Genomic DNA, 14980 nt, shown 5'->3' with positions numbered 1-14980 from the left:
TGGCTCTGCGAAAAAATCGCAGAACCATATATGAGTTTGTTATTCTAGAACTGATTCTCCACAATTTCGCTGAGCACATCCTTGATATCAAGACCTGCTGCACGAACCTGCTGAGGAATGAAACTGGTAACGGTCATACCTGGAGTGGTATTGATCTCCAGCATGTTCACCTTGTCTTTACCATCCTTATCCTTAGAGATGATATAGTCGATACGGATGATACCGTTGGCATGAAGAATGTCGTAGATGCGGGATGTGGTCTTGGCAACCTCTTCTGCGGTCTCTGGAGAGAGACGGGCTGGAGTGATTTCCTGTACCTGACCGTTATACTTGGCATCGTAATCGAAGAACTCGTTGGTGGTCACCACCTCTGTAGCCGGCAGTACAACAGTCTTCTCGGCTGTCTTGTAGATACCCTGTGAAATCTCGGTACCATCAAGGAAGCCCTCGATCATTACCTCATTGCTCTCCATGAAAGCCACACGGAGGGCTGGAGCCAGCTGGTCAGCATTCTTCACCTTGCTCACACCAAAGCTACTGCCGTCAGCAGCAGGCTTTACGAAACAAGGCATACCGATGCGCTTGGCAATCTCTTCTTCATCATAAGCTTCACCGCGACGGAGCAAGATACTGTCTGCTACGTTTATACCGAAACCGCGCAGATAATTATTGAGCACATACTTATCAAAAGTCATTGCCTCTACCAGAACACCGCTTGTAGAGTATGGCAGATGGATAAGGTCGAAGTAGCCCTGCATCACACCATTCTCACCAGGCTGTCCGTGGATGGTGATATAAGCATAATCGAAATAGACATGCTTGCCGTTCATAACGAAAGAAAAATCGTTCTTGTCAATCTCGATAGTCTCACCATTATCCAAAGCGACATGCCAGTCGGTACCCTTCACATCGACGAGATAAATATTGTAGCGCTCTTTATCAAAGAAAGAGTACAAACCCTGTCCTGAGCGCAATGATACGTCGTGCTCAGAAGAATCACCACCACATACGATGGCTATCGTTCTCTTGCTATTTTCCATAATTACTAAATATTTTTGAATGTATCTTGTGTGGTGCCAGCGATGAAACCGCGCCACTTTTCTATTAATTGTCTAAAATCTTCCGGCCACTCACTGTCAAAATCCATCTGCTGCTTGGTTGTAGGATGCACGAAGCCGAGTGTCTTGGCATGGAGAGCCTGACGCGGACAGAGTTTGAAGCAGTTCTGGATAAATGCCTTGTAGCTGCTACTGCGCTGACCTCTCAGAATCTCTGTTCCGCCATACGTTTCGTCCATAAAGAGCGGATGACCGATATGCTTCATGTGAGCACGAATCTGATGGGTACGGCCTGTTTCAAGCACACACTGCACCAAGGTGGTATAACCGAAACGCTCCAACACCTTGTAATGCGTAACCGCCGTCTTGCCTATTCCGCTGTCCGGATCGAAGACCTTCATACGGAGGCGGTTCTTCGGATCACGGCCGATATTGCCTTCTATGCGACCTTCATCTTCTACAATGTTGCCCCAAACGAGCGCATTGTAACTGCGATGGGTAGTCTTGTTGAAGAACTGCTTACCCAGTGCAGTCTTTGCCGTAGGAGTCTTTGCCACAACGAGCAGTCCGCTGGTATCTTTATCGATACGATGCACCAAGCCCACTTCCGGATCATTGGCATCAAACTCAGGCATATCTCTTAAATGCCAGGCTACCGCCTGAATCAAGGTTCCATGAAAGTTGCCCGCACCCGGATGCACCACCATACCTGCTTCCTTATTGACCACCATCAGCTGATCGTCTTCATAAACCACATTGATAGCGATTTCTTCAGGTTTGATACTCGTTTCATGACGAGGACGGTCGAGCATCAGAGTAACCAGATCATTAGGGCGTACCTTATAGTTGCTCTTTACCGGTTTACCATTGACATGGATGAATCCGGCATCAGCAGCCTGCTGAATGCGGTTACGGCTCTGATAGGCCATCTTATCAGCCAGGTACTTATCGATACGCACCGGATCCTGGTTGGCATCCACCTGAACCTTCCAGTGCTCATAGAGTTCATCTCCTCCTTCACCAGAAGCAGCGGTTTCTTCCTCCATTTGGAGTTCATCATCCAGTTCGTCCATATCTCCTGCATCATCAAACCCGAAGTCATCCTCTACAGGAGCATATACCTTATTATATATATAATCTAAAAATATCATTCGTATTACTATTGAATTCTTCACTTTTCATTTCTCCTACTCCACCACTTCCTTCTGGTGGTGTTCATGCGAAGGAGCAGGCTCTGTGGCTTCCGTACCAGGAACCACCTCGAAGTTGTCTTCATGAGTTTCTCCGCTCATGTCACCTTCGCCTTCCATCACATCTTCTTCGCCGTGATAAACCGGATCTACCACATCGATAGAATCATCAACGCTCCGTTTACCATTACCAACCTGTATGACAAGCACATTATCGATAGAAACCTTATCACCAGCTACAACATGCTTACCCTTAACGAGGATACCATAAACCCAATCCTCTTCGCCAGGAATATATTCAGGTGTACCCAGTTTGAATCCCATAGCAGTAAGTTTAGCCATTGCCTCTCGCAACGAACTGTTGTCAATGACATCAGGAATGGTGATACGTGGAGAATGATCAGAATTGATGGTAACATAGATAACATGTCCCGACTTTACCACTTCTCCGAAAACCGGAGTCTGCTCCAGAATGACATCAGGCGGCAAAGAGCGGACATATCCCGTATCCGTTACAACAATTTCCAATCCCGCATCGTCGAGGATATGTGTAGCATCATCGATATTCTTATATCGAATATCCGGCACACGGATGGCCTCACCATGATGGGTATAGATATCAATGCCGTACTTGACACCGGCACAGAGCAACACCAGCACCAGAATCATGGCACCGATATTCCCCCAAAGGTACTTACTCTTAAACTTATTTATAAACTCTGATGAAGTCATATATTATTTTTTGGTGCAAAGATACAAGTATTTGGGGGAAGAACAAAATAAAAAGGAAAGTTTTTGCACTCTCACCACCTAATTTTATGATATAAAAACAAAACATCTTTGTTCCCAAAAGAGCAATCTCAGAAAAGGAAGGGGCGTTATAAACAACAAAAAGCAGCAAAGAATACATCCTTGCTGCTTTTAATGTCATCGTCAACAGACGAATCTTTCCTCGGAATTACTTTCCGTGGTGCTCGTCAGATACAGTTAACTTCTTACGGCCATGAGCACGGCGAGAAGCCAATACGCGACGACCATTCTTAGTTGCCATACGCTCACGGAAACCATGCTTGTTTACGCGACGACGATTGTGAGGCTGAAATGTTCTTTTCATTTTTCTTATTTATTTTTTAATTAATATTCTTCACAAAAGTGCAAAACACGCCCTTTTTGGGCTGCAAAATTACGCATATTTTCTGAAATAACCAAGAAAACTACCAAATTTAGCTTAAATATTTATGTTTTTTTCGATATTTCCTTTGATTTTTCATGTTTTTGCCGTAACTTTGCACTCGATTTTGAGATTATTATAATAACATTCAAGATAAACAAGAAATGATTAATTCACAGGAAATTAAGATTGGTACTTGCATCCGCATGGATGGCAAAGTATGGGTTTGCATCGACTTTCAGCACAGAAAGCCAGGTAAAGGTAACACCGTAATGAACACAAAATTGAAGAATGTTGCCGACGGTCGTGTATTGGAACGTACATTCCAGGTAGGTTTCAAATTGGAGGATGTTCGCGTTGAGCGCCGCCCTTACCAGTACCTCTACGAGGACGCTACTGGTTGCATCTTCATGAACCAGGAGACTTTCGAGCAGGTGCCTATCGCTAAGGAGAACGTTACTGGTGGCCAGTACATGAAGGAGGGTGACGTTGTTGAGGTGGTTACTGATACAACTGATGGTACTATCCTCTTGGCTGAAATGCCAGTGAAGACTACTTTGAAGATTACTCACTCTGAGCCAGGTGTAAAGGGTAATACTGCTACCAACGCTACAAAGCCTGCTACATTGGAGACTGGTGCTGAGGTTCGTGTTCCTTTGTTCGTCAACGAAGGCGAGACTATCCAGATCGACACCCGTGACGGTAGCTACCTCGGTCGTGTAAGCGAGTAATACATCCTCCAACAGAAAGATTGTGCTCTTATTGAGTAAAACTAACCCTTAATAGTAAGAAGAATGAAATATTCCATCATAGTACCTGTATTTAATCGTCCTGACGAAGTGGACGAACTTTTAGAAAGTCTGACTCATCAATCAGAGAAAGACTTCGAAGTTGTCATCGTTGAGGATGGCTCACAGACTCCCTGCGAGGAGGTGTGCAAACGATATGAACACATGATGAATATACATTATTACTATAAGGAGAACTCTGGTCCGGGCCAGAGTCGCAACTATGGTGCCGAGCGCGCCAAGGGTGAGTATCTTCTGATACTCGATAGCGACGTGGTCTTGCCAGAAGGTTATCTGAAGGCTGTAAGTGATGAGTTGAGCCGTGAGCCAGCCGATGCTTTCGGCGGTCCCGACAAGGCGCACTCATCATTTACAGATACTCAGAAAGCCATTTCTTATTCCATGACTTCTTTCTTTACCACCGGTGGCATCCGTGGCGGAAAGAAGAAGATGGATAAGTTCTATCCCCGTTCATTCAACATGGGCATCCGCAGGGATGTTTATCTCAGGTTGAATGGCTTTTCCAATATGCGTTTCGGTGAGGACATTGATTTCTCTATCCGTATCTTCAAGGCAGGCTGCCGTTGCCGTCTGTTCCCTGAAGCATGGGTATGGCATAAGCGCCGCACCGACTTCCGCAAGTTCTGGCGACAGGTCTACAACAGTGGCATCGCCCGCATCAATCTCTACAAGAAATATCCAGAGAGTCTCAAACTCGTGCATCTCCTTCCTATGGTCTTCACCGTGGGCGTAATAGGCACGCTGCTTCTGCTCTTCTTCGGCTTCCTGCCATACATGCTTGGCACCGTTCACGTATTCCCAACCTTGGGCAATGCGATGGCAGCATTGGGCTGCATCGGTCTCGCCGGCATCATTCTCTATACTATCGCACTGTTTATCGACAGCAGCAGAGAGAACCATAGCATCAAGATAGGCTTGCTGAGTATTCGCGCTGCCTTCACACAGCTGATGGGTTACGGATGCGGATTTCTTTCTGCATGGTGGAAGAGATGCGTACTGGGACAGAGCGAATTCAGCGCATACAACAAGACTTTCTACAAATAAGACTTCCCCGCCAAAAGAGAAGCCAATAATAATCTACTAATCAGTTATTATTATGGCAGAGAAACTAACCATTGCCAATTGGGCAGAAGAAGACAAGCCTCGCGAGAAACTGGAGCGCTTGGGAGCCTCAGCTTTATCCAATGCCGAGCTCTTAGGTATTCTGATTGGTTCGGGATCTACTGACGAAAGTGCCGTAGACCTGATGAAACGCATTCTGAAGGATTGCGACAACAACCTGAACCAGCTAGGAAAGAAGACCATCAGAGAACTGACGCAATATAAAGGAATGGGACCCGCCAAAGCCATCACCATTCTTGCAGCCTGCGAACTGGGCAAGCGCCGTGCTCTCGATAAGATTGGCACACGTCCCGACTTAGGCTCATCCCTTGCCATCTACAACTATATGCTTCCGAAGATGCAGGATTTAGACACAGAGGAAGCATGGCTCCTGATGATGAACCAGAACTTCAAGCTCATCAAAGCGAGCTGCATCTCAAAAGGCGGCATTACAGAAACGGCAACCGACATCCGGCTCATCATAAAAGAAGCGGTGCTCAACAACGCTACTATTATCGCCTTCTGCCACAATCATCCCAGCAACAATCCTCAGCCAAGCAAAGCCGATGATGTACTTACCCAGAAGATTGCCAAAGCCTGCGAAATCATGCGCCTCTTCTTTATGGACCATGTCATCATAACCGACGGTGCCTTTTATTCATATCACGATAAAGGTAAATTGTAGTCTATTTGGGGTATATTAGACCTTCGGCAAGAAAAAAACAGCTTTTCTTTTTGTTTTGTCTGCAATAATTATTATCTTTGTAGGCAAAAACAAAGATTATTATGACACAAGAAGAAAAGACAAAGATAGAAGAAAAGATCGTAGATGTACTTAAGACCGTTTACGACCCTGAGATTCCTGTCAACATCTGGGACCTCGGTATGATTTATAAAATAGATGTGAAGGACGATGCCACCGTAGATCTCGACATGACCTTCACAGCCCCTTCATGCCCTGCTGCCGACTTCATCCTGGAGGATGTAAGAAGCAAGGTAGACAGCGTGGAAGGCGTAAAATCTGCCAATGTGAACCTTGTATTCGAACCGGCTTGGGATCAGAGTATGATGAGCGAGGAAGCTCGCGTAGAACTCGGCTTTGAATAAAGACGAAGCTGTTGAACTCTTCACTCCTCATTCTTCACTCTTCATTTAAAAAGAATCGCTTATGAAAAATGTATATTTCCTCTCAGATGCGCACCTTGGCTCATTAGCCATTCCGCATGCCCGCATGCAAGAACGCCGCCTGGTCCGTTTCCTGGACAGCATCAAGACGAAGGCTGCGGCAGTTTATCTCCTGGGTGACATGTTTGACTTCTGGAACGAATATAAATATGTCGTACCAAAAGGCTATACACGCTTCTTAGGTAAGCTCTCGGAGTTGACCGATATGGGAGTGGAAGTACATTTCTTTACGGGTAACCACGATCTCTGGACCTATGGCTACCTGGAGGAAGAGTGTGGCATTACCGTACATTACAAGCCTCAGACCATAGAGATATACGATAAAGTATTCTATCTGGCACATGGAGACGGACTGGGTGACCCAGACAAGAAATTCAAGTTTCTGAAAAGAGTGTTCCAGAATCATACTTGCCAACGCCTCCTTAATGCGATTCATCCTCGCTGGGGAATGGCTTTGGGCTTGAACTGGGCTAAGCATAGCCGACTGAAACGTGCTGACGGAAAGGAAGAGCCTTATATGGGCGAAAAGAAGGAGTTTCTGGTGCGCTTTGCCAAACAGTATATGCAAAGTCACAAGGATATAGATTACTTCATGTTCGGCCATCGCCACATCGAACTGGATCTGATGTTGAGCAAAAAGACCCGACTGATGATTCTGGGCGACTGGATATGGCAGTTCACCTATGCCGTGTTTGATGGTGAACACATGTTTATGGAAGAATATGTGGAAGGCGAAAGCCAACCATAACAATAAAGGGCAGCTTTATGAGCTGCCCTTTATTGTTATCGCTGTATGCGACCTCCTGAAGAAGTCATGTTATTGATGATTTCTTCTTCTGTAACCAGATTCTGATCACCCGGAACCGTATTCTTTATCGCGCTTGCTGACAGTGAGAAATCCAGGCAATACTGGTTCTTGTCGCCCCACTTCTGATGGGCATGAATATAGGCAGCAATAAAGGCATCACCTACACCCATCGGATCAACAATCGGCTCAATATCATAGATTCTTGTAGTATAGAGCTGATCTTCTACAGCATCATAGAGCAAGCCGCTCAAGGTATGATGACTGCTGGCAATCTGATTTCTTACCGCCATCAGCATCTTCTTACACTTAGGGAAGAGCTGATGCATCTTGCGGAAATACTCCAGATAAGCCTCCTTGGCTATCTCATAGTCTGCATCCAAAGCCTCGAAAGGAATATGAGGCACACCGCTGGCTATCTCCCACTCATTCTGGTCACCAAAGATGATGTCGCTATACTGCATCATCTGGAATAGCACATCATGAGGCTCCAGACCATATCCCCAGAGATTCTTACGGTAATTAATGTCGCAGGCAATGGTCAACCCGTCAGAAACAGCAAGTTTGATGGCATCCATAGTTGATTCCATCGCATCGCGGCTGATAGCACAGGTAATGCCGGAGCAATGGAATACAGCTGCATCAGCCAGCACCTTATCCCATTTCACCATTCCGCGCTTCAGCGTATAGAAAGAAGAATTCTTGCGGTCGTAAACCACACGGGAATTGCGCATAGCTACAGCTTCCTCGAAATAATAAGTTCCGAGACGTTCACCGCCACGCACAACATGAGAAACATTCAGACCGTACTCTCTGAGATGCATCAACGCGGCCTCACCCATCTCACCGTATGGCACACGGGTTACATACTCTACATTATCGCCTAAATAAGCCAAAGAGATGGCTGCATTAGCCTCACTGCCACCATAATTGCCAAACATATGATGTCCCTGAAATAAACGTTGATAACCAGGCTTAGAAATCCTAAGCAATATTTCTCCGAAAGTTACAATCTTTGTTTTCATAATTCTAAAAATTTAAAAAGGTGAAGACTATTCACTTATGTTTCTAGTCTTCACCTTATTATATATAGCGTATGATTACTTGTTAGCAACCAACTCCATTGTATCGCGAGCGATAACAATCTCCTCGTCGGTAGGAACTACTACTACCTTCACCTTACTGTCGTCAGTAGAGATGATAGCTTCCTCACCACGAACCTTGTCATTTACTTCCTTGTTAATCTTGATGCCAAGATACTCCAGGTTCTTGCAAGCTTCCTCGCGCAGGCCGGTCTGGTTCTCACCTACACCAGCTGTGAATACGATAGCGTCAACGCCACCCATAGCTGCTGTGTAAGCACCAATGTACTTCTTGATGCGATACTCATACATACGGAGAGCCAGCTGAGCCTTCTCGTTACCCTCGTTGGCAGCGTTCTCGATGTCGCGCATATCAGAAGAAATACCTGTAATACCGAGCACACCACTCTTCTTGTTCAGGAAGTCAGCCATCTCCTGTGGCTTCATGTTCAACTTCTCCATCAAGTAGGTAACGGCAGAAGCATCGATGTCACCACAACGTGAACCCATCATCAAACCAGCCAATGGGGTCAAGCCCATTGAAGTATCCAATACCTTACCATTCAATACAGCAGCTACAGAGCCACCGTTACCGATGTGGCAAGTGATGATCTTAGAGTTGTTCTGGTCGAGACCGAGAATCTCGCAAACACGCTTAGAAACATAGCGGTGAGATGTTCCGTGGAAACCATAACGGCGTACGTGATACTTCTCGTACAACTCGTAAGGAATTGCATAGAGGTAAGCGTAGTCAGGCATTGTGCTGTGGAATGCGTTGTCGAATACGCAAACCTGAGGAGTGCCAGGCATCAAAGAGTCAACGGCACGGATACCCTTCAGGTGACCTGCGTTGTGAACAGGAGCGAGGTCGCAAAGTTCCTCGATACCATCCTCTACGCTCTTGTCAACGATAACGCTCTCCTTGAACTTGTCACCACCCTGTACGACACGGTGTCCTACAGCGTCGATTTCTTTCAAATCCTTGATAGCGCCGATTTCCGGATCGAGCAAGCACTTGAACACGAAGTTCACACCTTCCTTGTGGTCAGGCATGTCGTGCATGATCTGCTTCTTCTCGCCGTTAGGCAATTTCACCTTGATGAAAGCGTTATCAAGACCGATACGCTCTACACCACCCTGTGCCAATACAGACTCATCGTCCATATTATATAATTTGTACTTGATAGATGAACTACCGCAGTTCAGAACCAATACTTTCATTTTGCTTTCAATTTAAAATTTATAGTTTACAGTCTATAGCATAAACCATCCATCTTACAGCAGCTTAGCCCTATAAACTGTTAACTGTTAACTATTAACTATATACTTACGCCTTCTTAGCATCCTGTGCCTGGCAAGCTGTGATGGCTACCATGTAGTAGATGTCATCAACAGAGCAACCACGAGAAAGATCGTTAACAGGACGGGCAATACCCTGGAGGATAGGACCGATAGCGATGGCACCACCCAAGCGCTGAACGAGCTTGTAGCCGATGTTACCAACCTCGAGGTTTGGAACTACCAATACGTTAGCCTTACCAGCAACGTCAGAACCTGGAGCCTTCTTGGCAGCTACCTCAGGAACGAGGGCTGCATCAGCCTGAAGTTCACCATCGAGGTGAAGCTCTGGGAACTTCTCCTTAGCGATAGCTACAGCATCCTTTACCTTGTCAATAATATAAACGCTCTTGCCAGTCTCCTTGTTGATAGCATCCTTTGCGCTACCCTTTGTAGAGAAGCTCAACATGGCAATCTGTGGATCAGTAATACCTGCCACTGACTGAGCTGTATGAGCTGTAGTATAGGCAATCTGAGCAAGCTGGTCTGCTGTAGGGTTTGGAGTTACAGCAACGTCACCCATTACTACAACGCCATCCTGACCATACTGCTTCTGGTCTGAGATGAGCAACATAGCACCACTTACGCAAGTGATACCTGGACTGCACTTGATGATCTGAAGAGCTGGACGGAGAGTATCGCCAGTAGTGCTCAATGCACCAGAAATCTGACCGTCAGCGCCCTCTGTCTTGATAATCATACAACCGAGGTAGAGGTTGTTCTTAGTTACGAGTTCACGAGCCTGCTCTACAGTCATGCCCTTCTTCTTGCGAAGTTCAGCGAGCTTCTCAGCATACTCCTCAGTCTTAGGGTTGTTTTGTGGATCAACGATAGTAGCCTTGTCGATGTTGTTAAGACCCCACTGAGCAGCGAGATTCTTAATATTGGCAGGGTTACCGATGAGGATGATGTCTGCGAGATCATCAGCCAAAACTTTATCGGCTGCTTTCAATGTACGCTCCTCTTCTGCTTCAGGGAGCACGATGCGCTGCTTGTCAGCTTTAGCGCGAGCTACGATTTGCTGTAATAAATCCATTTTACTTTTTAATATTTTATATATTTTGTTGTTTCCTAAGTAGATCTGTCAAAGTGTTAGGTGATGTTATCTTGTTTTTCACCTTTTTGCCACATCGACTTTGCAAAAGTACACATTTTCTTTGAAATAGCAGCGATTAAAATGTGTAAAAAAAGCTAAATCGGGAGATTATTCATATCGTAAAGGTTTACGTAGCAGGAAAAGTGATGAATTCTTCACCCTTCGTTCTTCACTCTTCACTTAACTTATATCATTTCCAGAGTAAGGATGCTTTCCAGTTCCTCGGCAGAGAGTCGGAGTTTGAACTCGCCCTTGATGGCCACGCTGATTCGTCCGGTCTCCTCGGATACAATGACGGCGATGGCATCACTGCTCTGGGATATTCCGAGAGCGGCACGATGGCGGAGTCCCAGTTCCTTCGGAATATCGAGGTTATGACTCACAGGCAGAATACATCCGGCTGCCATGATGCGCTTATTGCTCACCACCATGGCTCCATCATGAAGCGGCGAATTCTTGAAGAAAATATTCTCTATCAGCCGCTGGTTAATCTTGGCGTCTATCTCCTCACCCGTATCCATGATGTCCTTCAGTGGAACGCCTCGCTCTATAACGATAAGAGCACCTACGTATTTCTTTGCCATACTCATACACGCCATCACAATCGGCATGATGGTCTCCTTGTTAGCCTCCTTCTGGCTCTCCTTGCTGGAGTGGAAGAAGCGAACCAGCCGGCGCATACCTTTCTGCGAACCGATTTCATAGAGGAATCTACGGATATCCTCCTGGAAGATGACGATGAGGGCGATGACTCCCACGCTCACCAGTTTATCCAGGATAGAACCCAGCAGGCGCATTTCCAGTATCTGACTCACAAAGAGCCAGATTAGCACGAAGAGCATGATGCCCACGAAGATGTTCAGTGAGCGCGATTCCTTCATCAAACGATAAACATAGAACAGCAGCGAGGCTACCAGGAGAATATCGAGAAAATCTTTGATGCCAAATTCTATCATGTACGTCCCTCCTTCATTGCTTCTATTATCTTCACAGCCTCAGCAGCTTCTTTCACATCGTGCACTCTGAGGATGCTGGCGCCCTTCATCAGAGCGATGGTGTCGAGCACGGAAGTTCCATTGAGCGATGTCGTAGCATCTCCACCCAGCAGCTTGTATATCATACTCTTGCGGGAGATGCCTACCAGAACCGGAAGTTCCATCACGTTCAACTTCTCCATCTCATTATAAATCTGATAATTCTGGATGAGATTCTTGCCGAAGCCGAAGCCCGGGTCGAGGATGATGTCCTTGGCTCCCAGGTCGCGCAACTGCTGCACCTCTTTTGCAAAGCCCTTCATCATCGTTTCGAGTGTAGGCTGCACTGACATTAATATATAAGGTACCTTCAGTTCGCCCACCACACGGAACATTTCAGGATATTCCTCCTGTCTCTGCTCCAGCGGTACATTGGTGATGCCTGTAATTCCACCTTCTGATACATCGTTGATGATGTCAGCTCCCCACTCCTCGATACACTTACGCGCCAAGGTAGGGCGATAGGTATCTACGGAGACGGCAGCATCCGGTTGCTCCCTGCGAACGATGTCGAGAGCGAACTTCAGGCGTCTTCCCTCCTCCTCTTCCGATACTTCATCGGCACCGGGACGGGTGGAGAAAGCGCCCACATCAATGATGCTTCCACCTTCTTCTATAATCTGATTAGCTCTCTGAGCTATCTCCATTTCTGTCTGTTTTCTACTGCCAGAGTAGAAACTGTCGGGCGTAACGTTCAGGATGCCCATCACCTGAGGGGTACTCAAATCCATCAAGCGCCCCTTGATATTGATTGTATATTCCATCGGATTATAACTCCTTAAGCCACTTTTTACCTGGCTTTGTGTAAGTCCAGGCAAGAAAGCTTCCACCTATGATTGTTCCAACCACAAAGAAAAACAATAGTCCATTGTAAACTTCCATAACTTAATATTTTAAAATTCGATTAGCAATGCCCGCAAAAATGAAGGTCATTACTATACCAAATATAATTACTACATAATTTTTAACTCCAAACTCTCCTTGCAGAATTGGAGCAATACCACCAACCCCAGTTCCAGTAAACGTTAACTGAGATAAATTAAAGAAATAGCCTGCCAGCTTTTCCTTCCTTACTTTCGTTTTATCTTTTTCATCTCTACTACCCATAAAGAGCCTCACTTTCTAAAGATTCATCGAATATTTCTGCAAAAATAGAAAGAATATTCGAGATTACCATCATTTTTTGGGAAAATTGTTTGTTATGTCCATAATTTAGATTACTTTTGCACCCAAAATAACAGTTATAGACTATGGATATTTCAGAACTCTATCAGATTTACCAAGCGCACCCAGTGATTACCACTGACAGCCGCGACTGCCCAGAGGGCAGCATCTTCCTGGCTTTGAAGGGCGCATCGTTTGATGGCAACAAGTTTGCCGACATGGCTTTGGAGAAAGGCTGTGCCTATGTGATTGTTGATGAAAAAGAGTATGCCAAGGAAGGCGACGAGCGCTACATCCTCGTAGAGGATTGCCTCACCACCTTCAAGGAACTAGCCCGTGAGCATCGCCGCCACTTCGATATTCCTGTAGTAGGAATCACCGGAACCAACGGCAAGACCACCACCAAGGAACTCGTCTCTGCCGTTCTCGGCGAGAAGTTCAACGTGATGTTCACCCAGGGCAACTTCAATAATGATGTAGGCGTACCAAAGACCCTCTTCCGTCTCTCTTCGGAAAATGAGATTGCCGTTGTAGAAATGGGTGCTTCCCATCCTGGTGACATCCGAAAACTCGTGGAATACGTGGAGCCAACCTGCGGTATGATTACCAACGTAGGCCGTGCCCACCTGCAGGGATTCGGCAGTTTCGAAGGCGTGAAGAAGACCAAGGGAGAGCTCTATGATTACCTCGCAGCCAACGATGCCCTCGTCTTCATCAATGCAGACAACGAGCATCTGATACAGATGGCAGAGCAGCGCAACATCAACCGCCTCATCACCTACGGCAAGGATGAAAACTGCGATGTATGGGGAGAAGTCATTTCCTGCGCTCCTTTCCTGAAGTTCCGCTGGCGCACCGAGAGCTTCGACTGGCATGAGGTTCAAACCCATCTCATCGGCTCTTACAATATCGACAACATGCTTGCCGCCATCACCATCGGTCTTCATTTCGATGTGAAGCCTCAGCAGATAGATCATGCCCTGGAGAACTACATCCCAAGCAACAACCGTTCGCAGTTGGAAGAGACGGCGCACAATAAGCTGGTGGTAGATGCCTACAATGCCAACCCATCTAGCATGGCAGCCGCCATCGAGAACTTCCGCGTGATGGATGTGCCTCATAAGATGGCAATTCTCGGACAGATGGGCGAGCTCGGCGAAGTGAGCCACGAGGAGCACCAGAAGGTAGTAGACCAGTTGCAGGCAGCCGGTCTTGAGAATGTATGGCTGGTGGGCGATGAGTTCAAGGATATTCCATGCAGCTACCGCAAGTTCCAGAATGTAGAGGAAGTGAAGGAAGCGCTCAAGGCGAACCTGCCTCACGACCATTACATCCTCATCAAAGGCAGCAACTGTGTGAAGCTCTTCCAGCTTCCGGAGTTGTTATAAACGGTTATTATCGTACAACTAAAAGGTGTGTGGTTGTACGACTATAGGGTGTTGCCACTAGGCTCGGCAGATGTGCTGACTGCAGTCGGCAGACCTGCTGACTAGGCTCAGCAGAGCTGCTGAGCCTAGTGGGAATCTCTTAGAAACAGCCTCCTTGAACCTGATATTCCGACTTCTTGAACCTGAGCAAACGTATTCTTTCACTTGTTCAGTCATATCCTTGTGCTTGTTCAGTCATATCTGTAGGCTTATTCGGATGGCTCATTGAGTTCACTCAAGCACATTGTTTCGCTCACTCAACAGGCCCACAGCCCCATCTACATGAATTCTGCAACAGCTTTTTAAATACAAAAGAATTTAACTGTACCATAAGCATTTACATCATTATGAGTTTTACGTAACGAAGATTTCATAATGCAAAGATACGATGAATATTTGCAAACGGCAAACATTTATCGGAAAAAAGTATCAGACATTCAATAAAAAAGTATCTTAGGATACTTGCTCATGTATCTTAAGATACTTGGCAATGTATCCTAAGATACTTTGCAATATAGCT

Annotated in this window: 16 protein-coding genes; 6 read left to right on the top strand and 10 right to left on the bottom strand. The window is 46.1% G+C overall.

The window, feature by feature from the left end; all coding sequences use genetic code 11:
* Positions 1–44: 44 nt before the first annotated feature.
* The 4 genes from KUA48_RS10345 to rpmH form a co-directional block, all read right to left on the bottom strand.
* Complete coding sequence (locus KUA48_RS10345) at positions 45–1040, bottom strand: D-alanine--D-alanine ligase (protein ID WP_006847565.1); 996 nt, start codon at positions 1038–1040, stop codon at positions 45–47.
* Between the two features lie 5 nt (positions 1041–1045).
* Positions 1046–2104 carry an RluA family pseudouridine synthase gene (locus tag KUA48_RS10340; protein WP_194253082.1) on the bottom strand — a complete coding sequence of 353 codons (1059 nt, stop codon included), beginning with the start codon at positions 2102–2104 and terminating at the stop codon, positions 1046–1048.
* A 141-nt stretch (positions 2105–2245) separates the two neighbouring features.
* Positions 2246–2980, bottom strand: coding sequence for a PASTA domain-containing protein (locus tag KUA48_RS10335; protein ID WP_153080081.1), 735 nt, complete (start codon positions 2978–2980; stop codon positions 2246–2248).
* A 226-nt stretch (positions 2981–3206) separates the two neighbouring features.
* Positions 3207–3362: a 50S ribosomal protein L34 gene (gene rpmH / locus KUA48_RS10330; protein WP_004351099.1), complete on the bottom strand. Its 156-nt coding sequence runs from the start codon at positions 3360–3362 to the stop codon at positions 3207–3209.
* 221 nt (positions 3363–3583) lie between these two features.
* On the opposite strand from rpmH, the gene efp reads away from it, so the two are divergent.
* From efp to KUA48_RS10305, 5 genes are all read left to right on the top strand, one after another.
* On the top strand, positions 3584–4150 hold the full coding sequence (gene efp, locus KUA48_RS10325) for an elongation factor P (protein ID WP_022121096.1): 567 nt from the start codon (positions 3584–3586) through the stop codon (positions 4148–4150).
* Positions 4151–4213: 63 nt separating this feature from the next.
* Complete coding sequence (locus tag KUA48_RS10320; protein WP_218431832.1) at positions 4214–5272, top strand: glycosyltransferase family 2 protein; 1059 nt, start codon at positions 4214–4216, stop codon at positions 5270–5272.
* 52 nt (positions 5273–5324) lie between these two features.
* Entirely contained in the window at positions 5325–6014 is a 690-nt protein-coding gene (radC, locus tag KUA48_RS10315) for a DNA repair protein RadC (RefSeq protein WP_118063483.1), read from the top strand.
* 101 nt (positions 6015–6115) lie between these two features.
* Positions 6116–6436 (top strand): metal-sulfur cluster assembly factor, encoded by a 321-nt coding sequence (locus tag KUA48_RS10310; RefSeq protein WP_006847572.1) that lies wholly within the window; start codon positions 6116–6118, stop codon positions 6434–6436.
* Positions 6437–6497: 61 nt separating this feature from the next.
* The gene (locus KUA48_RS10305; protein WP_153094877.1) at positions 6498–7262 is read left to right on the top strand and encodes a UDP-2,3-diacylglucosamine diphosphatase; all 765 of its coding nucleotides are present in this window, start codon (positions 6498–6500) and stop codon (positions 7260–7262) included.
* Positions 7263–7297: 35 nt separating this feature from the next.
* On the opposite strand, the gene KUA48_RS10300 is transcribed toward KUA48_RS10305, so the two are convergent.
* The 6 genes from KUA48_RS10300 to KUA48_RS10275 all read right to left on the bottom strand — a co-directional run bounded on the left by KUA48_RS10300 (position 7298) and on the right by KUA48_RS10275 (position 12976).
* Positions 7298–8344 carry a sugar kinase gene (locus tag KUA48_RS10300; protein WP_118154631.1) on the bottom strand — a complete coding sequence of 349 codons (1047 nt, stop codon included), beginning with the start codon at positions 8342–8344 and terminating at the stop codon, positions 7298–7300.
* Between the two features lie 75 nt (positions 8345–8419).
* Complete coding sequence (locus KUA48_RS10295) at positions 8420–9622, bottom strand: acetate kinase (RefSeq protein ID WP_118154628.1); 1203 nt, start codon at positions 9620–9622, stop codon at positions 8420–8422.
* 106 nt (positions 9623–9728) lie between these two features.
* Positions 9729–10775 carry a phosphate acetyltransferase gene (gene pta, locus KUA48_RS10290; protein ID WP_118154625.1) on the bottom strand — a complete coding sequence of 349 codons (1047 nt, stop codon included), beginning with the start codon at positions 10773–10775 and terminating at the stop codon, positions 9729–9731.
* A gap of 245 nt (positions 10776–11020) precedes the next feature.
* Positions 11021–11791 (bottom strand): diadenylate cyclase CdaA, encoded by a 771-nt coding sequence (gene cdaA / locus KUA48_RS10285; protein WP_006847577.1) that lies wholly within the window; start codon positions 11789–11791, stop codon positions 11021–11023.
* On the bottom strand, positions 11788–12633 hold the full coding sequence (gene folP, locus KUA48_RS10280; protein ID WP_218431834.1) for a dihydropteroate synthase: 846 nt from the start codon (positions 12631–12633) through the stop codon (positions 11788–11790). Before folP ends, cdaA begins: the two co-directional genes overlap by 4 nt.
* Positions 12634–12754: 121 nt before the next feature.
* Positions 12755–12976 (bottom strand): hypothetical protein, encoded by a 222-nt coding sequence (locus tag KUA48_RS10275; RefSeq protein ID WP_089544490.1) that lies wholly within the window; start codon positions 12974–12976, stop codon positions 12755–12757.
* 143 nt (positions 12977–13119) lie between these two features.
* Between KUA48_RS10275 and murF the strand changes: the two genes are divergently transcribed.
* Positions 13120–14421 carry a UDP-N-acetylmuramoyl-tripeptide--D-alanyl-D-alanine ligase gene (murF, locus tag KUA48_RS10270; protein WP_218431836.1) on the top strand — a complete coding sequence of 434 codons (1302 nt, stop codon included), beginning with the start codon at positions 13120–13122 and terminating at the stop codon, positions 14419–14421.
* The last annotated feature ends 559 nt before the right edge of the window (positions 14422–14980 follow it).

The organism is Segatella copri (assembly GCF_019249795.2).
GTDB classification, from domain to species: Bacteria; Bacteroidota; Bacteroidia; order Bacteroidales; family Bacteroidaceae; genus Prevotella; species Prevotella copri_B.
The sequence above is the reverse complement of the archived record's forward strand: the minus strand, read 5'-3'. Positions and strand labels throughout refer to the sequence as shown.

Coding starts and splice junctions, on each gene's coding strand:
- KUA48_RS10345 (WP_006847565.1), bottom strand. CDS start 1,040: ATGGAAAATAGCAAGAGAACGATAGCCATCGTATGTGGTGGTGATTCT.
- KUA48_RS10340 (WP_194253082.1), bottom strand. CDS start 2,104: ATGGAGGAAGAAACCGCTGCTTCTGGTGAAGGAGGAGATGAACTCTAT.
- KUA48_RS10335 (WP_153080081.1), bottom strand. CDS start 2,980: ATGACTTCATCAGAGTTTATAAATAAGTTTAAGAGTAAGTACCTTTGG.
- rpmH (WP_004351099.1), bottom strand. CDS start 3,362: ATGAAAAGAACATTTCAGCCTCACAATCGTCGTCGCGTAAACAAGCAT.
- efp (WP_022121096.1), top strand. CDS start 3,584: ATGATTAATTCACAGGAAATTAAGATTGGTACTTGCATCCGCATGGAT.
- KUA48_RS10320 (WP_218431832.1), top strand. CDS start 4,214: ATGAAATATTCCATCATAGTACCTGTATTTAATCGTCCTGACGAAGTG.
- radC (WP_118063483.1), top strand. CDS start 5,325: ATGGCAGAGAAACTAACCATTGCCAATTGGGCAGAAGAAGACAAGCCT.
- KUA48_RS10310 (WP_006847572.1), top strand. CDS start 6,116: ATGACACAAGAAGAAAAGACAAAGATAGAAGAAAAGATCGTAGATGTA.
- KUA48_RS10305 (WP_153094877.1), top strand. CDS start 6,498: ATGAAAAATGTATATTTCCTCTCAGATGCGCACCTTGGCTCATTAGCC.
- KUA48_RS10300 (WP_118154631.1), bottom strand. CDS start 8,344: ATGAAAACAAAGATTGTAACTTTCGGAGAAATATTGCTTAGGATTTCT.
- KUA48_RS10295 (WP_118154628.1), bottom strand. CDS start 9,622: ATGAAAGTATTGGTTCTGAACTGCGGTAGTTCATCTATCAAGTACAAA.
- pta (WP_118154625.1), bottom strand. CDS start 10,775: ATGGATTTATTACAGCAAATCGTAGCTCGCGCTAAAGCTGACAAGCAG.
- cdaA (WP_006847577.1), bottom strand. CDS start 11,791: ATGATAGAATTTGGCATCAAAGATTTTCTCGATATTCTCCTGGTAGCC.
- folP (WP_218431834.1), bottom strand. CDS start 12,633: ATGGAATATACAATCAATATCAAGGGGCGCTTGATGGATTTGAGTACC.
- KUA48_RS10275 (WP_089544490.1), bottom strand. CDS start 12,976: ATGGGTAGTAGAGATGAAAAAGATAAAACGAAAGTAAGGAAGGAAAAG.
- murF (WP_218431836.1), top strand. CDS start 13,120: ATGGATATTTCAGAACTCTATCAGATTTACCAAGCGCACCCAGTGATT.